We start from the raw sequence: 19,292 nt of genomic DNA on the forward strand, positions 1-19,292 counted from the left end.
CTGAACTGATAATTCCCATTCATATCCAGAATTTGTCTCGCACGGTTGCGCCACGCATTCCGTCCGGTGATTCAATTTCGATCCGTGTGCCGGGTTCCCAATGGCTCAGCTTGACCATACCGATTGACACATTGGTGTCGAAATCCGGGGACCAAGCGGCCGACGTAATCTGGCCAATCCGCTTGCCTGCAGCCACTACCGGCCAAGGGCGGTCGCATGGCGGCACGGCGTCTCCTTCGATTGCGATCGGACGGATTTGTTGCACCGGGCCCTCTTTGGCCACGCGCAGCAGAGCGTCTCGGCCAATACAACCGATCGCCGTATGGGTGTTACAGAACTTGCCCAAACCGCATTCATGCGGTGTGTTGTCGTCGGTCATGTCGTTGCCGTATGACAGTAACCCACCCTCAATCCGTTCGATTAGATTGGGACAGCCCGCGCGGACGTGCAGGTCTTCACCCGCCGCGAAAAGGGCGCTCCACAAGGGCATACCGATGTCCGAACCCTCGACATAGATTTCGAAACCACCTTGTTTGGAATAACCAGACCGTGCGATTGCGAGTTCACGTCCCTCGAACTCGAACTTGTCGAATTTAAAGAAACGAATGTCGCGCACCCGGTCGCCAAAAACACGAGCCAGCAGGTCATCCGCCTTCGGCCCCTGTATCGCCAGCGGAGACACATCGGGTTCGTCGACCAGCACATCCAGACGGTATCCGTTGGCAATGCCCTTGACCCAAAGCAGCAAGTCACTGTCGGCAATCGAAATCCACCACCGATCTTCCGAGAGCTTCACCGCCACAGGATCATTCAGCATTCCCCCTGTTTCATCGACAATGGGAACGTAAAAGCACTGACCGGGCAGCATCCTCCGCAGATCCCGTGGCGTCAGCATTTGCATCAGCCGCGCGGCATCCGGCCCACGCAGTTCGACCTGCCGTTCACATGAGACATCCCAAACCTGCACATGGCTTTTCAAGTGCCGGTAGTCTGCTTCGACGGATTCAAAAACAGTGGGCAATAACATACGGTTATAGACCGTATATCCTTTAACCCCAGCAGCTTCGACACCATCCGAAAAAGGTGTTCGGCGCAGGCGACGCGAGAGTGAGATCTGAGCCACTTAAGCCTCCTCAGGCAGAAAAACCAGATCGCTCACCGGAGCGGCCGAACCCGTCTCAGTCAGCATCTGATGAAGCTGGCCCCGGTGATGTGTTTGGTGGTTGAAAAAATGAATGACGCATTGCGCATACGGTTTCGTGACATCGGCTTCTTTGGCGGCCGAGAACCATGTGAACGGGCCGCGCAGGTCCTCGTCATTCAAGGACGCAGCCCATTGGGTTGTCCGCTGGTCAATCTGATCGCGCAGCGGCAACCATTCTGCCAGATGGATGCACAGTGACGGGCTTTCCAGGATACCGCCGCCGGGGCCTTGCCCCTTGTCAAACCGCGACATCCATATCCAGTCCCCCCAAAGCAAATGATTTGCCGTGCCCAGGATCGAACCAAAAAACGCTCCGCGCTCGCGGGTCAGTTCCTCATTCGAAAGTGCGGTAAGAAACCCCTTCAACTGGCTGTTTTGCCAGTGATTATATCGGGCCATCTCTTGCGCATAGGCCGCGGTGATCATCACTTTGGCCCGTGCCAGTCGATTGGGCAAATTTCGGCGGACTTGCCGCCAAAGTCCCAAACACGACCGTAATCACGCACCTTGGATTTGGTACCGCGGGCAACGATGATATCCGGACCCATCCAATATTTTGAGTTTGACACCATGACAGGGTGGTCCGGATCTTTGCCGCCCAGCATCTCAATTTCACCCTGTATCTTGCGGCCGATCGCGATGCGGCGCTTGGTGCCGTCGCGCTCAATCTGAACCGGCGCGCGCTCGGCCCCGATAATCTCGCTGACCAGCATGGTAAACAAACCGGTGGTCCCGCCTGCCTGACCGCTGAAGATTTGCAACAGCCCGTTGTAGGCCTTGCCGCTGGCACGCTCATCGACATAAGCGGCCACTTTCCACTGCCCTTCGCCCATTCGGCCCGGAATATCGACCAGCAACCCGACGTTTAGACCGGACAGGTCTTCGCCTTCATAGTGGCCCTCATCAACGATAATACCCATCCACGCGTGGCAATGCCCCTCGGTCGGAGGATGTGCGCCCAATGAAACCACGCAGGGGCAGAACACATCGCAGGAGCAGTTCAGGATCAATTCGCCTTTGATTGCCCAATCTGTCGGGCTCATCTCGCGCCGCTTGGGATTAGGCATACGGCTGTCAATGCGCTGACTGATCGGCAGCTTGTCGGCCTCGGGTTTTCTGTTCTTAGCCATAGGCTTATCCTCCGTAGCTTATTGGATAGACGAGCAGAACAAGACCGCCCGCAATCAATGCAAATCCCATCGGTCGGGTCACTGCGTGCCCGATCTGGGGTAGTTTCTCCAAAACCATGAACAGGGTCGCGAGACCCATCCACAACAGGCTCATGACACCGCCAACAAAACCAAGCGCCATGAAGCCCCAGCAGCAGCCCACACAGAATGCGCCCAGTCCCAACCCCATGCGCAAACCGCCAGTGAACCCGGTTTTCCAGTGCCCCAGAAAATAGGTCATGGGGGCATGGCAGACTCCGTGGCAGACCTCTTTCGCGCGGGAGAACTGAAATGCGCCGACGGCGATCATTAGGCCGCCTGCGAAATACCCGGATTTGACGATGCCCAGCATGTCAACGACCCCACCAAACAATAGCGCCAACTGAACACCGGTGATCAAAGCTGCAAAGACAACCCAGACGACCAGATACCCGGACAGAACACCCAACCAACCTGCGCGCGAGCCATTGGCGCTGCTGATCAGATCGTCATAACTGCGCAACGTCGGCACGAGCGTCGGCAGCATCATCGCCGCCATCATGATAGCCCACATCCAGAACAGCGGGCCAAACTCGGCCATGGGCATATACATGTCCATGCGCGGGTCCATGGCCGCCATGGCCTGACCCATTGGGCCGGGGCGACCAATCCAATCCAGATCCATGTCGCGGCTCATGGTGAACATGACCCACCACGCGGACAGGATCAGGGCATAAAACCCCAGCCAAAATGCAGTGCGTAGAACTGTGCGACTCACGCGCTCCTCCCGACTCAGTCCTTGCTTTTCAAATGTCAGACTTTTAAATGTCAGACAAATAAAAATTCACCAACGGTCCCCAGAATATGAAAATTGACCCCAAGAAGCCTGCTGATCTGTCTGCGCAGATCGCTCAGGCCATTCGTGACGCAATCATCTCGGGCGAATTGATCGTGGATGAACGTTTGCCCTCCGAGGCGGAATTGTCCGAGCAATTCCAGGTATCTCGCCCAACCGTGCGGGAGGCATTGAAGCGTCTTGCAGCGCAATCCCTGATCCGCACGCAACGTGGTGCAAGCGGTGGTGCATTTGTGAACCGGTTAAGTTTCGAGGGCGCGTATTCCCAACAGATCACGACCTCGACCCTGCTACTGTCGATGAATGCAGTCAGTTTCGACACCGCCTGCGAAGCGCGCTTCGCGCTCGAACGCGCCTGCGCCGCCTTGTCCGCACAGCGCCGTACAGCGGATCAGTTGGCCACCATGCGAGCCGAAGTTCACCGCCAATCCCAACCCGGCCTGACGGATGAGGCATTCTGCGCCTCGGACGTGGCGTTTCACCGGGCGCTGGTTGATGGTGCCGACAATCCCGTACTGTCTTATCAACTGGCCGGCGCGGTCGAAGCCATGCAGCCGCTGATGAACATGATCACTTTCACAGCGCGGTCCCGGGAAGCAATTATTGCCTTCCACAATCAGATCGCCGACGCGCTGGAAGATCGCGACCCGACCAAAGTGGACGCGACGCTAGTTGAGCTTGAGAGCTACACAAGACAATTGGCGCAAGACGTGGCGCAGCAAAGACGTAATCCGGCGTAAGGAAATTGAAATGACCACCGCTTTGAACGTGATTGCAGCCCTTATGACCATTGGGTTCGGCCTGTTCGGGTTTCTGGCGCCCAGCTTTACCTTGGGCGCGCTAGATCTAAGCACCACCAACAGCAACATGGGTCTGAGCGAGATGCGTGCTTCGGTCGGCGGGCTTTTCGTCGTCACTGGCGTGGCTGTTTTATTCCTCAACAACCCGATGGCCTACGCCATGCTGGGGGTTGTCTACGCGGGCGCGGCATTGGGCCGGTTTGTTTCAGTTTTTCTGGACAACCCACCGTTGGTTAAGGCGGCTACTTTTGGTGGAATCGAACTGGTCCTTGCACTTTGGCTGATACTGGCCAACATCAATAGGGCCGCCTAACCCACTGTAATTATTTCCAACGCCCGGCAAGATTCCCGGTTTGCATCCGGCCGCTGGCTCACCTATATAGGGTATGTCCTTCGGGACTATGGACATAAACGCGCTCGTAATAAGCGGATCGGACCCGGGGGCGGTACCCGGCGGCTCCACCAACATCCTTCATTTGGGGATCATGGGGCCGAAATAGGATCGACGAACGTCTAAAGGGGTTAGCTTTGTCTCGGCGGGGTGCCACCGTATCGGCCCGAAAAGTACAATTGCAAATGACAATCGTGCTCCGGTTGCAGTTGCTGCGTAAGCAGTAGCAAGACCGAAACTTAAGCCCTTGCGCCTAGCCGCGTAAGGCGGGGTTCGCAGGTACCTGGCAACAGAAACCTGCACCTTCCACTTAAAGTCTGAGTTTTTCGCTGAGCATGTTCATGTTCAGAGTTTTTTCACTATTTGGTCTCATGCTTACCTCAGCAGAATAAGGAGAGCTGGGATGTCGCACGCAGATCTACTCAGAGAGTGGTATTCCGAGGTTTGGGAAAACGGCAATACCGACGCGATTGACCAATATTTCGCCCCCGAAGCCTTGGCTGAAGGGCTTATTCCGGAAATGCAGGTCGGTGCGGATGATTTCCGGGATCTGGTCATGGCCTTTCGCCATATCCTTGGGGACATTCAGGTCGATATGCCCAAAATCATCGAAAACGGCGATTGGGTATCCGCCATCATTCACCTGCGCACAACGCGCGCCGATAATGGTGCCCCGCTTCAAGCCACGGGCAGCGTCATGGGGCGGATTAAAAACGGGCGCATGGTTGAAGCGTATAACCAGTTCGATTTCATCTCACTCTTCGAACAGCTCGGCCAGTTCCCGCAGGACACATTGCCTGTGTGTATGACCGGTCAAAGGCTGGATTGGGCTTGACCATATAAGCAATCTTGACCCCCTCAGCGCTTACGCGGTAGCAAGTGCCATGGGGTAAGATTGCGAACACCCCGTGAGGCGTCAGCCCAAGTTTCGCATGTATCCGACAAAACCAGGAGACATGCTGTGCCCGCACCAAACTCGATCACCCCAAAGCAATTGTTTAGACTGATCGGCACGCCGCAATCCCCCATACTGGTTGACATCTGTATGGATGCGGATTTTGAGGCTGACCCCTATCTTATCCCAGGCTCTATACGCCATCCTGCGAAGGATATCGAAGGGCTGGTCAACCTGATCGGTGACCGACCTGCAGTCGTGATTTGCCAGAAAGGCAAGAAACTCAGCCAGGCCGTCGTTTCTTTGTTGCGGGGCGAAGGTGTGCAGGCCGAGTATCTGGAGGGCGGCATGTTTGCGTGGCGAGACATGCCGGACGCTCCGCGTGTGCCTGCGAAAGCGTTGTCGATGCAGCCCAAAGGTTCCCTTTGGGTGACCCGACACCGACCAAAGATCGATCGTATCGCCTGCCCTTGGCTGATCCGGCGGTTTGTGGACCCAAATGCCCGGTTCCTGTTTGTTGCCCCGTCGGAAGTCGAAGCCACCGCTGCCATATTTGACGCGACCCCTTTTGACATCGAAGGCGCTCATTGGAGCCACCGGCAAGACAAATGCACCTTCGACACCATGCTGGACGAATTCGCACTGCACACGCCCGCGCTGGATCGGCTTGCAACGATCGTTAGGGCCGCAGACACCAATCGCCATGACCTTGCACCAGAAGCTGCCGGGTTGCTTGCGGTCTCTGTCGGGTTGTCCCGGCAATACCGTGACGATCACGAAAACCTTGCTGCAGGAATGCTCTTGTACGATGCGCTGTATCGCTGGGCGCGCGACGGGTTTGAAGAACAACACGACTGGCCAATGGACCGCAAATCATGACCACGACCCTATCGGAGCTGGTCCGTATCTTTGGTCGCATCGGGCTTTTGTCCTTTGGGGGGCCTGCGGCGCAAATCTCACTGATGCATCAGGAATTGGTGGAAAAACGCCCGTGGCTGGACGAACAATCGTATCTGCGGGCGCTGTCTCTTTGCATGCTGTTGCCCGGACCCGAGGCCATGCAACTTGCCACATATGCCGGCTGGCGGCTGCGGGGCGTGACCGGAGGGTTGATCGCCGGCGGCCTGTTCGTCATCCCTGGCGCACTGATCATCGCTGTATTGGTTGGGCTTTACGCAGCTTTCGGGGACCTGCCACTGGTTCAGGCCGCTTTTCTTGGGGTGAAGGCAACGGTAATCATCATTGTCCTTCAGGCGCTTAGAAACCTGTCGCGCAAAGCCCTGACCGATGTGGAGCACCGGGCAATAGCCGGATTGGGCTTTGTCGCAATCTTTGCCTTTAACCTGCCTTTTCCCTTGATCATTCTGGCTGCAGCGCTTTGGGGGTATCTGAGCTTCAAGGGTGAGGCCAACACCGCCCAAACGCCCCCTGCCCCAAGTGCGACGCGCCCGCTGCGCACCTGTGCAATCTGGCTGACCCTATGGCTTGGCCCATTGGTGTTGCTGAGCGTGACTGGTCAGAAATTGCTGAGCGATCTCGGGTGGTTCTTCGCCCGCCTGGCTGTTGTTACGTTCGGCGGCGCCTATGCGGTTCTGGCGTATATGACCCAAACCGTCGTGGACAAATATCAGTGGATCAGCACGGATCAGATGATTGATGCGCTGGGGCTGGCGGAGACGACACCCGGTCCTCTGATCCTGGTCACACAGTTTGTGGCCATGCTGACAGGGCAGATCTCAGGCGGGATCCCTTTAGCACTTGCCGCTGGTGCGGTGGCCCTCTGGGCCACGTTTGTTCCGTGTTTCCTGTGGATCTTCCTTGCCGCACCTTATCTGGACCAACTGGCCGCCCGTCCACGGCTGTCCGCAGCCCTGCACGGGATAACAGCGGCGGTTGTCGGTGTGATTCTCAACCTTTCCGTGTGGTTTGCTCTTAACGTTCTTTTCGGAACAATCCCGGAATTGGCATGGGGACCCCTAACCATCCCATGGCCCGAACTTGCAACACTGAACATAAAAGCGCTGCTTTTAACGTTCATGGCCGGGGTGTTGATATTCAAGCTAAAATTCGGCATGGGAATGACCTTGGCTCTGATGGCCATGGCCGGAGTTGGATTTCATTTTCTTTGAACAATCCACCAACTCCCGGTCTTTCGTTTCCGAACGAATCCCCTATGCTTGAGATAATCACTTTTGAGGATGAAACATGTCGCAGGACATTGACTATGGAACCCTGATGCACACCGCCATGCGCGGCCTCATTCAGAAGGTTCTGACCAACGTTTCTGAAAACGGTCTGCCTGGGGCGCATCATTTCTTCATCACCTTCGACACACGGCAAGACGGAGTTGAACTGGCCGACTGGCTGCGCGAACGCTACCCCGAAGAAATGACGGTCGTCATGCAGCACTGGTTCGAAAACCTTGATGTCGGCGACAACGGTTTCGCGATCACGCTGAATTTCGGTGACGCTCCAGAACCGCTTTATATTCCGTATGATGCGATCAAAACCTTCGTGGATCCGTCGGTTGAATTCGGACTGCGTTTCGAAAGTCCGGAAGACGAAGAAGAGGTTGCGACCCATATCGTCGAAGAATCGATTGAGGTTGAGGAAACGCCGGTCCAGCAAGACGCGGATGTCGTTTCACTGGACAGCTTCAGAAAGTAGGCTCAGACTTACAAACCCCGCCTCTCGCGGGGTTTACTGTTTTTCGAGGAACGTATCGACCGAGCGGGATTTAACCCCGTTACGGAACCGCGAAAAAGACAGGTTAAGCCCACCGTCGGCCAGTGTGCGATCGAACTGCTGCAATTCATAGCCACCGTTTTCATCAATGAACAACGAAAACACCGTCAGAGTCTCGCCCTCGATCCGGCCCCAGACGAACGGTTCACCCTGCATCGGGTCCAAGGGCACCTCGTGACCAAACACATTGCGCTTCATCGCCGCTGAATACACGTCTGACCTGTCAGATTGCTTGAAATCGATCGAGAAGGATTGATCTTTGACCCGGCCATCCGGCTTATAGGTCGTGGTCTTCCAACTGACGTTGAACCCTTCTTTCGTTTCATGGATCGAAACGCTCATATCGCGTGGGGTTTCGGTACCATCATCATCAACTAAATTGGCTGAACCGACGTAATCCCCGATAAAGGGCGTGATGTCCCCGGCCTGGGCCTGAAGATTGGCAAAGACAAGCCAGAATACGGCACCCACCGCGAATGCGATAAGCCGCAGCGGATTAACCCGGTTAAATTGCAGCACCTGACCCTCCAGCGTTTTGATCTTGCCATTCTACCCCAGTCACAGGCGCACACAATGGTCCTAGTACCTGTGTATCAAAGAAAAATGCCCCACCCCAACGCCTATACCTTTGGTCGGCTTATGCTTATGGTGCGCGCAACTGGCCGATTGCGCGATGACGCCGTCACGGGTAAACGGCATACGACTGCATACTAGACGGAGTGACCGATGTCCCAGACCCGCACCGAATCCGACAGCTTTGGCCCGTTGGAAGTTCCCGCCGACAAATATTGGGGTGCACAGACTCAACGCTCGATCATGAACTTTCCGATCGGCTGGGAAAAGCAGCCCGTCGCTATCGTGCGTGCGCTGGGCGTCATCAAAAAGGCCTGTGCGATGGAGAACAAAGCCATCGGCAAGCTGGATGCCAAGATCGCAGACGCCGTTATCCAGGCCGCAAGCGAGGTGATTGAAGGCAAGTTCGATGACAACTTCCCTCTGGTCGTTTGGCAAACCGGTTCGGGTACTCAGTCGAACATGAACTCGAACGAAGTGATCGCCAATCGCGCAATTGAGATCATGGGCGGTGTGATCGGCTCGAAAGAGCCTGTGCACCCGAACGATCACTGCAATATGGGTCAGTCGTCGAACGACACTTTCCCGACGGCAATGCACATCGCCACCGCCATGAGCGTGCGCGACGTATTGCTGCCCGGGCTTGAGAAATTTGCATCCGCGCTGGAAGCGAAAGCCAAAGAGTTTGCCGGTATCATCAAGATCGGCCGCACACACACTCAGGATGCGACCCCTTTGACCCTGGAACAGGAATTCGGCGGCTATGCGCACCAGATCCGTCAGGGTATCGCCCGGGTCGAAGCCGCAATGCCCGGCATCTATGAACTGGCACAAGGCGGCACAGCTGTTGGCACCGGTCTGAACACGCATGATGGCTGGGATGAGGCCGTCGCAAAGAACATGGCTGACATCACCGGCCTGCCCTTCGTTACCGCACCCAACAAATTCGAAGCGCTTGCCGCCCATGATGCTATGGTCTTCCTGTCGGGCGCGCTGGCGACTATTGCTGGCTCTTGCTACAAAATCGCCAACGACATCCGGTTCCTGGGCTCTGGCCCGCGGTCTGGCTTGGGTGAGTTGATCCTGCCGGAGAATGAGCCAGGCTCGTCGATCATGCCCGGCAAGGTGAACCCAACACAGGCCGAGGCACTGACACAGGTGGCCGCGCATATAATAGGCAACGATGCGGCGATGAAATTCGCTGGCTCACAGGGTCATTTTCAGTTGAACGTCTACAATCCGATGATGTCGTACAATCTGCTGCAATCCATTCAGCTGCTGGGTGATGCCACCGACAGCTTTACCGAGCGTATGCTGCTGGGCATCAAGGCCAATGAAGCACGCATCGATAAGCTGATGAAGGAATCCCTGATGCTGGTCACGGCGCTGGCCCCGACCATCGGTTACGACAACGCCACTACTGTCGCCAAAACGGCGCATAAGAACGGCACGACCCTCAAGGAAGAAGCCATTGCGCTGGGCTTTGTTGATGAGGAGACATTCGATGCGGTCGTGCGGCCCGAGCACATGATCGGCCCCAAGTGATCGGGTGGCGTCAGCCTGCCTGCCTGTACCTGCTTATTGCGGGCACAGCGACCTCAGCGCAGGCTGACCTGTTCGACCTGATCGATTCTCGGTTGGAATGGATGCAGGACGTTGCTGCGTTCAAACACGCCAATGACCGCCCGGTCGAAGACCTTGAGCGTGAAAAAGTCGTGATTGAAAAAACCTTGGAACAAGCAGCGCTTGCGGGCGTTGACCCGGACAGCGCTCAGCTGTTTTTTGAAGCGCAGATCGAAGCCGCGAAAGAGATTCAATCCTGTTGGATTGAACGGTGGACCGAAGACCAAACCTCTGTTCCCGAAAGCTATGCGGATCTGACGACCGAGGTGCGCCCCGCTCTGTTGGATTTGGGCGGGCAAATCCTTGACACATTGTCGGATCAACCACCGGTCTCAACTGCGTCGCAGGCTGATTTTCTGGACACCGTGAATGTCGAGTGCCTTTCAGATGACAGCCGTGCGGAATTGTTCGATAGTCTGACCAAAGTGAGACATGCGCAATGACGGAACCGGTCAATCTGAACAAATTTCGAAAAGAAAAAGCGCGGACCGAAAACAAGGCCCGCGCTGATCAAAATGCCGTTGCCTTTGGCCGCACCAAGGCCGAAAAGGATCTGGCAAAAAAGCAGCAACACAAGCTGAACCAAGACCACGAAGGCCGTAAGTTGGACAAATGAGCGGACGCCCGGTCAAACGATCCCTGACGCTGAAAGGCCATCGGACATCCGTATCGCTGGAAGATGAATTCTGGCAGGCGTTCCGGACCATTGCCAAGGAAAAAAACCTACCGATCAACGCTCTGGCGACCGAAATTGATGTCGAGCGTGACCCGGACATCGGACTTGCATCGGCCATAAGGGTTTTCATTCTACACTGGTATCAATCCAAGTAGATCAGTCTTGCTCTGACATCCTGAAACCGCTTACAGTAAAAGGAACAAAAGGAGTACGAAACGGTGGTTGATACAGTTCTAGGTCCAGACGGAAAACCACGCTGTGCGTGGTGTCAGGCCGCGCCCGAATTCTTTGACTACCACGATTCTGAATGGGGGTATCCGGTTGGCAATGACCAGCGTCTGTTCGAAAAGCTATGCCTCGAAAGCTTTCAGTCCGGTCTAAGCTGGCGCACGATTTTGTCCAAGCGCGAGAACTTTCGGAAAGCTTTCAAAGCTTTTGATATCAACGCAGTAGCCGCGTTTGATGATGCAGATACAAAGCGCTTGTTACAAGATGCAGGAATTGTGCGACATCGTGGAAAGATCGAGGCCGTGATTAACAACGCACGCCGCGCGCAAGAGTTAATCGCTGCCGAAGGGTCTCTGGCCGCATATGTGTGGCGGTACGAGGCGGATACACCGCCTGCCCCGCAAACCGCTTCAACGTCGCCGGAATCTGTGGCGATGTCGAAAGACTTGAAGAAACGGGGCTGGAAGTTTGTCGGGCCGACGACCGTGTTTGCCTTTATGCAGGCAATGGGGCTGGTGAATGATCACGCCGAAGTTTGCGTCATGCGTGAAAAAGCGGCGCAGTTGCGCCGCGAATTCACCAAACCCCAATAGTTTAGACTGACGCGCGGAAAATCTTGTCGATGTTTCCGCCCAAGGCCGAGTTGAACTCGGCATCTGATTGCTTTTTTGACAGGCCTTCGGTCAACGCGCGCGAGAAGGACGCGATCATCTTACCGTTCTGGCCCAGCAGATCGCAGGCCTGTTCCGTCGAATAACCGCCCGACAGCGCGACCACGCGCAGAACACGCGGATGATCGGCCAATTCGTCATAGAGGTTAGCTTGGTTAGGGATCGTCAGCTTGAGCATGATGTCCTGTCCGTCAGCCAATTGATCAAGGTTTTTCAGGATTTCAGCCTTCAGGATGTCTTCGGCTTCGGCTTTGGTGGCGGAGTTGATGTTCACCTCGGGCTCAACAATCGGAACCATTCCGGAAGCCACGACTTCGCGCGCAACGTCGAACTGCTGTGCAACAACCGCCGCGATGCCTTCGGCGTTTGCCTCATGAATGACCGAGCGCTCCTTGGTCCCGAAAACACCATCGGCTTTGGCCAATGTTGCGGCCAGACCCGGGATGGGTTTCATCATCTGAACGCCATTCGCTTCGTCTTCCAAACCTTTGTCAATCTTGAGGAAAGGTACAATGCCTTTCACTGACCACAAATAGTCGGCGACCTTCTGACCATCAATTTGCTCGCCCAGAGTGCGTTCGAAAAGGATCGCGCCGATCACTTTGTCCTTGGTGAAATCATCCGCCAGAATGATCCGCGCGCGCATTTTCTGGATTTCACCGAACATTTCTTCGTCCGAGTTGTATTCAGATGCGTCCACGCCATAAAGCGCCAGCGCTTTGGGGGTCGAGCCACCGCTTTGATCCAATGCTGCGATGAATCCTGCGCCGTTGGACATTTGTGCGCGCTGTTCTGCTGATGACATAAGACTTTCCCGTTCAATATGATTCCGCGATTTCAAACCGCATACAGCAAGGCGTGAAAGGATGGTAGTTTGTTAGCGCTCAACCAAGCGCAACCAAATTCCGTCTTTCGATCGGACGGTCAAATGCGCGACCGGAACGGGCGTTTGTCCCGCGACCAACTCGAACCAGTAGTGTCGCAGCAGCATGGATAACAAAAGCGGCCCCTCGATCATGGCGAACCCGGCACCGGGACATACGCGGGACCCTGTCGAGAACGGAATGTACGCGTTGCGCTGACAGGTCTTTCCATTCTCAGTTCCCCACCGGGTCGGATCAAATTCGTCGGGACGTTCCCAGAGCCTTTCCTGCCGATGCAGATGCCACGGACTGATCACGATTTGCGACCCTTCGGGGACATCCCTGTTGCGGAAACGTTCGGGGCATTTCGCTTCACGAACCATCATCGGCACGGGCGGATAAAGCCGCAGCGCTTCGCGGAACACATCCCGGCTAAGCTTTAGCCGCGACATTACAGAAAAATCGGGCGTGTCGAGCGCCGCAGCTTCCTCGGCCAGACTGTCCTGCCATTCCGGATACATGGCCAACAGATACAGCGTCCAGGCCAGAGCGGACGCGCTGGTTTCATGCCCGGCAAGAAAGAAGATCGCCACTTGATCAACCATTTCCTGCGTGTCAAACCCACGCCCAGTTTCGGGATCACGCGTGGTCATGATCTTGGTTGCCAGATCATCCGGCGCGCCACCACGAGCGATCAGTTCAGCCCGATCCGCCGTAAGTCGCTGGATTAGCGCCCTGATATCCTTTGCATTCTTCTTGGTGCGTCTCGAATGCAATCGCGGCAACCATTTTGGCAGAGGGACAAAGGCCGCTATGTTCAGAATGGGTTGTTCGCGCTGATAGCCGCGAAACTTGTCAAAAACCTGAGCGGCAATTTCGTGTTCGATGGGCACCGAATACAAGGTGCGAAAAATGACATCCGCCGCGATATGGCTGGTGACCTCTTCAAACTCAACGACACCACCTGACTGCGGACGCAACCGATCCACCGCTGCTTGACCAGCCGCGTGCATCGCCGGAAAGGTATCTTTCAAACGGCCGCCTTCGAACGCGGGATCAATGATCCTGCGCTGCCTCTTCCAGGTGTTCCCATTAGTCAGGAAGACAGAGTCCCCCAGCAACGGACGCAGCCCCTCACTTATGCGGTTAGATTTGGGAAAGTCATCAGGGCGTTTTTTCAGAACTGTGTCGATCAATTCTGGCTGATTTACCAGGTATGATCGAAAGAACGGCGTGCGAAATTCGGCCATCCAGGCGCGGTACAGCCGTTGGGGCTGGGCTGACAGAATGTCCTTGCGAAACAACCTCAGATACCGCCAAAGCGATACTTTATCAGGGCGCGAAGATGGCTTGGGCGGCGTCATGCCTTCACCGAGATGTATTTTGAGACCGGCTTATCCATCCGCGATTTCGACGGTGCCCGTCCCTCAAACCTCTGACCTAAGGTTTGAGGCCCGGCAGTGATGCGAAAATAGTCATACCGATCGGGCTTGTCGAAGGCGCAGAGATACTGGAAATGCAGGCGGAAGAATTTCCATCGCAAGTTCTTCCAGCGTTCGGGGGACAGGGTCTGTGTAAAGGCGGCAGACAGAACCAGCGGCCATTTCTTTTCGGCGGTGGCGACACCGCTGACAGAAACCGGATCGCACAGCGCAAAAGAACAACCATCGCCGGGGGCCGAGACGTCGACCCAGGTCAGGCCTTCCTGCGTGGACAAGAATTGCAAATCCGCCCTCAAACCCTGCGCCTCGGGTAGAAATGACACCATGGGCACGACCTGCCCCAATGTCAGGAACGAAAACGCGGGGCTATTGTCGCGCTGCCTGCTTTCTCGGATAACATCGGCCAGAACACTGACACCCAGATGGGCCCCTGAGCTATGGCCGACGACCAGCACCTCGTCTGCGTCTGAATTCAGCGCCTCTTGGATCAACGCACTGAATGCACGCAGGCGATTGCGTAATTCAACTGGCGTCGCCCCTTTGAGTTTCGCGGAATAGGCATAATCATGCATCAGGTAATAGGCAAAAAGTTGGCCGTCTTGCTGGCGAAACCAGCGCATCAGACCGTAGCCGGCACCAACTGCAAGTATTACGCCCAACCAATCGATAAACGGCGTCAAAACCCATGTCATGGCCCCGGCTAGCAGGATCGCCAACAGCATTTGAGCCACCAACATTCCAACCGGGTACAGTGCAGCAATCACCGGTCCTTTGCGCAGCTGCATTAGGCGCCACAGCGTTCCTGAGGACATATAGGTCCATGCGGTCTGCACCAATTGCAGATAGGTCGCCGGGATTGAGTTGGACATGCTGTCACGCACCAGATCCGACCAGACCAAAACACACACATCGGCCTGAACTTCATCATCATCCTGCCGGGAAGTGACGTGCCATCCATATGGTCCATCGTCTGACTTGGCGGCCACCGAAATCTCATAACCGGATATCTCCGCCTGCAGCGAGCCTTCGGTACGATAAAGCTCACGATACCGCCGCGGCGGTATCGGGTCATAGCCGGGAATATAGAATACCCGGCGTTTACACACCCGAGGTTGATTATTCTGACTGCTCATGGCCTTACCTTCTGCAGCGCAGGTTAACGCAGGCTAAGCGTCAAGGTAAGTCAGATCAGCAGATCATCCGAAATTCGCCAGCGCCGGGAATGTCTCTAACAGCCACCAGCTGAATTCAGTGAACAGCCCTGTGATCAGCATGATGCCCACGAAGAGCAACAAGCCCCCCATCACCTTTTCGATCGTGCCCATGTAAGGCTTGATCCGGTTCATCACCGACATAGACCGGTTCAGGAACATTGCAGCAAGCAGAAATGGAATACCCAAGCCCGCAGCATAGACGCCCAACAATAGGGTTCCCCGCGCGACCGAGGCCTCGGACGCGGCCAGCGACAGGATTGCGCCCAGCTGCGGCCCAATGCACGGTGTCCAGCCAAACGCAAAGGCCAGACCAAGGATATAAGCGCCAAACACTGATCCACCAGAATCACCAGTCTCAATCCGGGCCTCGCGGTCCAGAAACGGGATGCGGAAGACATTCAGAAAATGCAGGCCAAAGACAATGACCACTGCACCAGAGATCTTTGCGAATAACACCTGGTTCTGCAGGACAAACACCCCGAAGGCAGAAGCCGTGAAGCCCAGCAACAAAAACACCGTAGACAAGCCCAGAACAAAGAACAGGGCGGCCAAGGTTGCCTTGCGGCGTGCTTTCGCCTCATCCTGCATTTCGTTGATCGTCACACCGCTCATATAAGCCAAGTACGGCGGAACGATGGGCAGAACGCAGGGCGACAGAAAGCTGATCAGCCCGCCCAGCATCGCGATGAACATGGCAGGCAGCAGGCCCGCGTCTATGATATCTATTCCGAACATGTTCAAGCACATATGGTATGAGGCGGCCAACGTCACGGGGCCAATCGGTCACATCCTCGTGGTTGCACGCTGGACACCCCGTCAAAGTGGAAATATCTGAACCTTATGTCAAATCCGCCAGAAACACTCGATGCGCTGGGTCTGTTGTGCCCTCTACCCGTCCTCAAAGCGCGCAAGCGTTTGAAATCCATGCCTGCGGGGGCCGTTTTGCGCGTGCTGGCAGATGATCCTGCCGCCATAATTGATGTCCCGCATTTCTGCTCTGAGAGTGGGCACCAATTGCTGTCGCAAGAAGACGCGGACGGTCATCAGATCTATTTGATCCAGAAATCTCACTAAGATCGGGTAAAAGAAAAAGGCGGGCACTTGGCCCGCCTCTTCTTTTTACTGACCCAGTGACCACCAACCACGCCGCTTGGGTTTGGCCGGCTGCTTCGGTTCTTCGGCCACGACCTCCAGAACCGGCTCAGGGGCTTCTTCAACCATTACGTCCGCTGGTTCTTGCGGGTCTTCTGCGGCCACTTCGGCCACAGGTTCGGGTTGTTCGGCCTCTGCAGGTTCAACCTTTTCTTCAACGACGCTTTCCGCTTCGGGCGTGGGCAGTTCTGCCACCGCTTCGGCCTGTTCAACCTTCTCGGCGGTTTCGACAGGAGCTTCAACAGGTGCATCTGTCACACCAGTTTCCTCGGCCGGTGCTTCAGGGCTTGCGGCCTGGGCATCCTTGCTCACAACAGCTTCAGCAGCGACTTCTTCCGTAGCTTCAACAGGTTCCGCGTCCTTCTTCTTGCGGCGCGGTGCACGGCGGCGCTTGGGCTTGGCTGCTTTTTCCTCTTCGGCAGGCTCAGATGCTTCACCCTCGGGTTTTGCGTCATCTGCCGCTTCAGTTTTGGCTTCATCCGATTCCTCGGCCGCCACCACGTCACCCTCTTCAGCGTTCACCTCAGGAGTTTCGTCAGAACCATTGCTCTTTTTCCGACGGCGGCGACGACGCTTGCGCTTGGGCTTGGCCTCCTCTTCGGCCTGAACGGTGGTTTCCTCTTCGACCGGCTCTTCCTCGCTGGCGTCGACAAGATCCATCAGGGACGCATCCACGGAAACAACGGGCGCGCTGGCTTCGGGAACGATCCGGCTTGCCGTCTTGAATTTCTCCATCGAGAAATCCGGGCTGACCAGATGTACGTCGCCTTCAACACGTACAGACAGGCCATAACGGGCCTCAATCTGTGCGATATGCTCGCGTTTCTGGTTCATCAGGAAGTTTGCGATGCTAACAGGGCAACGAACAAGCACCTCGCGTGAGCGGCGGCGTGTACCCTCTTCCTCGATCTGCCGCAGGATCGACAGCGCCATGTTGTCGTCCGACCGGATCAGACCTGTTCCGTGGCAAGCCGGGCATGGCTGAGTCGTGGCCTCCAACATTCCGGGACGCAGACGCTGGCGGCTCATCTCCATAAGGCCAAAGCCCGATATACGACCGACCTGTATGCGCGCACGGTCTGTTTTCAGCCGTTCTTTCATACGCTTTTCGACAGCGAGGTTGTTCTTGCGCTCGTCCATGTCGATAAAGTCGATGACGATCAGACCGGCCAAGTCGCGCAAACGCAGCTGGCGGGCCACCTCTTCCGCGGCCTCAAGGTTGGTCTTGAGTGCGGTTTCCTCGATCGAGCCCTCTTTGGTCGCCCGACCCGAGTTCACGTCAATCGCGACCAGCGCTTCGGTCACGCCGATCACAATGTAACCACCCGATTTCAGCTGAACGGTCGGGTTGAACATCCCCGCCAGATAGCTTTCGACCTGATAGCGTGCAAACAGCGGCAGCGCATCCTCGTACCGTTTCACGTTCTTCGCGTGTGACGGCATGATCATCTTCATGAAGTCTTTGGCGATGCGATAACCACCTTCGCCTTCGACCAGAACCTCATCAATTTCGCGATTATAGAGATCACGGATCGACCGTTTGATCAGATCGCCTTCTTCATAGATTTTCGCCGGCGCAATCGATTTCAGTGTCAGCTCGCGGATCTGCTCCCACATGCGCTGCAGGTATTCATAGTCTCGCTTGATCTCGGATTTCGTCCGCTTGGCACCGGCTGTCCGGATAATCAGACCCGCACCGGTTGGAACGTCAATTTCCGCAGCAATTTCCTTGAGCTTTTTACGGTCAGGTGCGTTGGTGATTTTGCGGCTGATCCCGCCACCACGAGCCGTGTTCGGCATCAAAACGCAGTATCGTCCTGCCAGAGACAAGTAGGTTGTCAGGGCAGCGCCTTTGTTGCCACGTTCTTCCTTGACGACTTGCACCAGCAAGACCTGGCGGACCTTGATAACCTCTTGAATCTTATAGCGACGTGGCCGCGGTTTGCGCACCGGGCGAATGTCTTCGCTGTCATCCTCGTCGGCGACGGATTCAATCGAATCGTCCTTCGCGGTGGCATCGGCTCGCGCTTCTTCTTCAGACTTGCCCTCGTTTTCTTCGGTCGTGTCCTCCGAAGCTTCGGGTGCATCTTGTGGCTCTGCTTCGCTAACCGCGTCATCGGACTTGTCGGCGGCTTCCTCATCTTTGGATTCTGTCGCCTCGATTGCAGGCGCATCAGCGCTATTCGCTGCCTCGCTACTGTCTTCCGACAACGCACCTTCGGCTGCACCTTCAGCGTCTGCTTCAGACGCCCCCGCATCATCACCAGGCTCTTCTACCGGTGTTTCAGCAACGCGATCTGCCGGGGATGTGCCCTCAAGGTCCGGGCCATCAGCGCCGTCTTCGCTTTCGTCCAGATCAATGGTTTCCATGCCGGTGGGTTCGTTCGATACTTCAATCGACTCAACCGCATCGTCAGACTTAACGTCCGCAGCCCTCGACCGCGACCGTGACCTGCGTTTCTTCGGCTTGGCCTCTTCGGCTTCGTCACGCGCTTTCATTGCCTCAGCATAGGCGCGTTCTTCTTCCATCAGCGCTTCGCGATCGGCCACGGGGATCTGATAGTAATCCGGATGGATTTCCGAAAACGCCAGGAACCCATGCCGGTTCCCGCCATAATCCACAAAGGCCGCCTGAAGTGACGGTTCGACCCGGGTTACTTTTGCAAGATAGATGTTGCCAGCAAGCTGGCGTTTGTTTTCGGATTCAAAATCGAATTCCTCGACCTTGTTTCCGTCAACCACCACGACGCGGGTTTCCTCCGCGTGGGTGGCATCGATAAGCATTTTCTTAGCCATGTGTCCTTGGTGCAC

The 19,292-nt window shown here is 56.0% G+C and carries 22 protein-coding genes and 1 other RNA gene; 13 read left to right on the forward strand and 10 right to left on the reverse strand.

The genetic code is table 11. The features are described from left to right. Positions 1–19: 19 nt before the first annotated feature. The 4 genes from AC2FJE_RS01320 to AC2FJE_RS01335 are packed head-to-tail and all read right to left on the reverse strand — an operon-like array spanning position 20 to position 3,130. The gene (locus AC2FJE_RS01320; protein ID WP_496760499.1) at positions 20–1,123 is read right to left on the reverse strand and encodes a dimethylsulfoniopropionate demethylase; all 1,104 of its coding nucleotides are present in this window, start codon (positions 1,121–1,123) and stop codon (positions 20–22) included. After that, positions 1,124–1,630, reverse strand: a complete 507-nt coding sequence (locus AC2FJE_RS01325; protein ID WP_496760501.1) for a DinB family protein — start codon at positions 1,628–1,630, stop codon at positions 1,124–1,126. It lies immediately after the preceding gene. Then, positions 1,630–2,334, reverse strand: a complete 705-nt coding sequence (locus AC2FJE_RS01330) for a DUF1326 domain-containing protein (protein WP_058277886.1) — start codon at positions 2,332–2,334, stop codon at positions 1,630–1,632. The genes AC2FJE_RS01325 and AC2FJE_RS01330 overlap by 1 nt, the downstream gene beginning before the upstream one ends. 4 nt (positions 2,335–2,338) lie before the next feature. Further along, a complete protein-coding gene (locus AC2FJE_RS01335) occupies positions 2,339–3,130 on the reverse strand; it encodes a DUF2182 domain-containing protein (protein ID WP_496760504.1) in 792 nt (263 codons plus the stop codon). Positions 3,131–3,216: 86 nt separating this feature from the next. Here AC2FJE_RS01335 and AC2FJE_RS01340 point away from each other — a divergent pair, with 86 nt between their 5' ends. The 7 genes from AC2FJE_RS01340 to AC2FJE_RS01370 all read left to right on the forward strand — a co-directional run bounded on the left by AC2FJE_RS01340 (position 3,217) and on the right by AC2FJE_RS01370 (position 7,961). Then, the gene (locus AC2FJE_RS01340) at positions 3,217–3,948 is read left to right on the forward strand and encodes a FadR/GntR family transcriptional regulator (RefSeq protein ID WP_496760506.1); all 732 of its coding nucleotides are present in this window, start codon (positions 3,217–3,219) and stop codon (positions 3,946–3,948) included. Positions 3,949–3,958: 10 nt separating this feature from the next. Next, positions 3,959–4,321 (forward strand): DUF4345 family protein, encoded by a 363-nt coding sequence (locus tag AC2FJE_RS01345; RefSeq protein ID WP_058277883.1) that lies wholly within the window; start codon positions 3,959–3,961, stop codon positions 4,319–4,321. Between the two features lie 36 nt (positions 4,322–4,357). Then, positions 4,358–4,703: a transfer-messenger RNA gene (ssrA, locus tag AC2FJE_RS01350) on the forward strand. Positions 4,704–4,802: 99 nt separating this feature from the next. Continuing rightward, on the forward strand, positions 4,803–5,234 hold the full coding sequence (locus AC2FJE_RS01355; RefSeq protein WP_496760508.1) for an ester cyclase: 432 nt from the start codon (positions 4,803–4,805) through the stop codon (positions 5,232–5,234). A gap of 126 nt (positions 5,235–5,360) precedes the next feature. After that, positions 5,361–6,173 carry a chromate resistance protein ChrB domain-containing protein gene (locus tag AC2FJE_RS01360; protein WP_496753944.1) on the forward strand — a complete coding sequence of 271 codons (813 nt, stop codon included), beginning with the start codon at positions 5,361–5,363 and terminating at the stop codon, positions 6,171–6,173. Further along, positions 6,170–7,423: a chromate efflux transporter gene (gene chrA / locus AC2FJE_RS01365; RefSeq protein WP_496753942.1), complete on the forward strand. Its 1,254-nt coding sequence runs from the start codon at positions 6,170–6,172 to the stop codon at positions 7,421–7,423. The genes AC2FJE_RS01360 and chrA overlap by 4 nt, the downstream gene beginning before the upstream one ends. 76 nt (positions 7,424–7,499) lie before the next feature. Next, entirely contained in the window at positions 7,500–7,961 is a 462-nt protein-coding gene (locus AC2FJE_RS01370) for an SspB family protein (RefSeq protein ID WP_058271556.1), read from the forward strand. Positions 7,962–7,994: 33 nt separating this feature from the next. On the opposite strand, the gene AC2FJE_RS01375 is transcribed toward AC2FJE_RS01370, so the two are convergent. Next, on the reverse strand, positions 7,995–8,558 hold the full coding sequence (locus AC2FJE_RS01375; protein WP_348774488.1) for a hypothetical protein: 564 nt from the start codon (positions 8,556–8,558) through the stop codon (positions 7,995–7,997). A 207-nt stretch (positions 8,559–8,765) separates the two neighbouring features. Here AC2FJE_RS01375 and fumC point away from each other — a divergent pair, with 207 nt between their 5' ends. From fumC to AC2FJE_RS01400, 5 genes are all read left to right on the forward strand, one after another. Continuing rightward, positions 8,766–10,157: a class II fumarate hydratase gene (fumC, locus tag AC2FJE_RS01380; RefSeq protein WP_496760510.1), complete on the forward strand. Its 1,392-nt coding sequence runs from the start codon at positions 8,766–8,768 to the stop codon at positions 10,155–10,157. Continuing rightward, positions 10,154–10,678 carry a gamma subclass chorismate mutase AroQ gene (aroQ, locus tag AC2FJE_RS01385; protein WP_496760512.1) on the forward strand — a complete coding sequence of 175 codons (525 nt, stop codon included), beginning with the start codon at positions 10,154–10,156 and terminating at the stop codon, positions 10,676–10,678. The genes fumC and aroQ overlap by 4 nt, the downstream gene beginning before the upstream one ends. Beyond that, positions 10,675–10,851 (forward strand): DUF4169 family protein, encoded by a 177-nt coding sequence (locus AC2FJE_RS01390; protein WP_058277875.1) that lies wholly within the window; start codon positions 10,675–10,677, stop codon positions 10,849–10,851. The genes aroQ and AC2FJE_RS01390 overlap by 4 nt, the downstream gene beginning before the upstream one ends. After that, a complete protein-coding gene (locus AC2FJE_RS01395; protein ID WP_496760514.1) occupies positions 10,848–11,066 on the forward strand; it encodes a ribbon-helix-helix domain-containing protein in 219 nt (72 codons plus the stop codon). The genes AC2FJE_RS01390 and AC2FJE_RS01395 overlap by 4 nt, the downstream gene beginning before the upstream one ends. Positions 11,067–11,129: 63 nt before the next feature. Next, complete coding sequence (locus AC2FJE_RS01400; RefSeq protein ID WP_472723716.1) at positions 11,130–11,732, forward strand: DNA-3-methyladenine glycosylase I; 603 nt, start codon at positions 11,130–11,132, stop codon at positions 11,730–11,732. A 1-nt stretch (position 11,733) separates the two neighbouring features. Here AC2FJE_RS01400 and AC2FJE_RS01405 read toward each other — a convergent pair whose 3' ends face one another. The 4 genes from AC2FJE_RS01405 to AC2FJE_RS01420 all read right to left on the reverse strand — a co-directional run bounded on the left by AC2FJE_RS01405 (position 11,734) and on the right by AC2FJE_RS01420 (position 16,064). Continuing rightward, entirely contained in the window at positions 11,734–12,615 is an 882-nt protein-coding gene (locus AC2FJE_RS01405; protein ID WP_472723715.1) for a fructose bisphosphate aldolase, read from the reverse strand. 72 nt (positions 12,616–12,687) lie between these two features. Then, positions 12,688–14,037, reverse strand: coding sequence for a cytochrome P450 (locus tag AC2FJE_RS01410; RefSeq protein ID WP_496753936.1), 1,350 nt, complete (start codon positions 14,035–14,037; stop codon positions 12,688–12,690). After that, a complete protein-coding gene (locus AC2FJE_RS01415) occupies positions 14,034–15,248 on the reverse strand; it encodes a hypothetical protein (protein WP_496753934.1) in 1,215 nt (404 codons plus the stop codon). The genes AC2FJE_RS01410 and AC2FJE_RS01415 overlap by 4 nt, the downstream gene beginning before the upstream one ends. A 63-nt stretch (positions 15,249–15,311) precedes the next feature. Continuing rightward, positions 15,312–16,064: a cytochrome c biogenesis CcdA family protein gene (locus AC2FJE_RS01420; RefSeq protein WP_058271899.1), complete on the reverse strand. Its 753-nt coding sequence runs from the start codon at positions 16,062–16,064 to the stop codon at positions 15,312–15,314. Between the two features lie 105 nt (positions 16,065–16,169). Here AC2FJE_RS01420 and AC2FJE_RS01425 point away from each other — a divergent pair, with 105 nt between their 5' ends. Then, complete coding sequence (locus AC2FJE_RS01425; protein ID WP_058271547.1) at positions 16,170–16,403, forward strand: sulfurtransferase TusA family protein; 234 nt, start codon at positions 16,170–16,172, stop codon at positions 16,401–16,403. Between the two features lie 45 nt (positions 16,404–16,448). Here the strand turns inward: AC2FJE_RS01425 and AC2FJE_RS01430 are convergent, their stop codons facing one another. Continuing rightward, a complete protein-coding gene (locus tag AC2FJE_RS01430; protein ID WP_496760658.1) occupies positions 16,449–19,277 on the reverse strand; it encodes an Rne/Rng family ribonuclease in 2,829 nt (942 codons plus the stop codon). Positions 19,278–19,292 lie beyond the last annotated feature (15 nt).

It is taken from the genome of Ruegeria sp. CDSC002, from assembly GCF_059610905.1.

Coding starts and splice junctions, on each gene's coding strand:
- AC2FJE_RS01325 (WP_496760501.1), bottom strand. CDS start 1,630: ATGATCACCGCGGCCTATGCGCAAGAGATGGCCCGATATAATCACTGG.
- AC2FJE_RS01330 (WP_058277886.1), bottom strand. CDS start 2,334: ATGGCTAAGAACAGAAAACCCGAGGCCGACAAGCTGCCGATCAGTCAG.
- AC2FJE_RS01340 (WP_496760506.1), top strand. CDS start 3,217: ATGAAAATTGACCCCAAGAAGCCTGCTGATCTGTCTGCGCAGATCGCT.
- AC2FJE_RS01345 (WP_058277883.1), top strand. CDS start 3,959: ATGACCACCGCTTTGAACGTGATTGCAGCCCTTATGACCATTGGGTTC.
- AC2FJE_RS01355 (WP_496760508.1), top strand. CDS start 4,803: ATGTCGCACGCAGATCTACTCAGAGAGTGGTATTCCGAGGTTTGGGAA.
- chrA (WP_496753942.1), top strand. CDS start 6,170: ATGACCACGACCCTATCGGAGCTGGTCCGTATCTTTGGTCGCATCGGG.
- AC2FJE_RS01370 (WP_058271556.1), top strand. CDS start 7,500: ATGTCGCAGGACATTGACTATGGAACCCTGATGCACACCGCCATGCGC.
- fumC (WP_496760510.1), top strand. CDS start 8,766: ATGTCCCAGACCCGCACCGAATCCGACAGCTTTGGCCCGTTGGAAGTT.
- AC2FJE_RS01390 (WP_058277875.1), top strand. CDS start 10,675: ATGACGGAACCGGTCAATCTGAACAAATTTCGAAAAGAAAAAGCGCGG.
- AC2FJE_RS01395 (WP_496760514.1), top strand. CDS start 10,848: ATGAGCGGACGCCCGGTCAAACGATCCCTGACGCTGAAAGGCCATCGG.
- AC2FJE_RS01405 (WP_472723715.1), bottom strand. CDS start 12,615: ATGTCATCAGCAGAACAGCGCGCACAAATGTCCAACGGCGCAGGATTC.
- AC2FJE_RS01410 (WP_496753936.1), bottom strand. CDS start 14,037: ATGACGCCGCCCAAGCCATCTTCGCGCCCTGATAAAGTATCGCTTTGG.
- AC2FJE_RS01415 (WP_496753934.1), bottom strand. CDS start 15,248: ATGAGCAGTCAGAATAATCAACCTCGGGTGTGTAAACGCCGGGTATTC.
- AC2FJE_RS01420 (WP_058271899.1), bottom strand. CDS start 16,064: ATGTTCGGAATAGATATCATAGACGCGGGCCTGCTGCCTGCCATGTTC.
- AC2FJE_RS01425 (WP_058271547.1), top strand. CDS start 16,170: ATGTCAAATCCGCCAGAAACACTCGATGCGCTGGGTCTGTTGTGCCCT.
- AC2FJE_RS01430 (WP_496760658.1), bottom strand. CDS start 19,277: ATGGCTAAGAAAATGCTTATCGATGCCACCCACGCGGAGGAAACCCGC.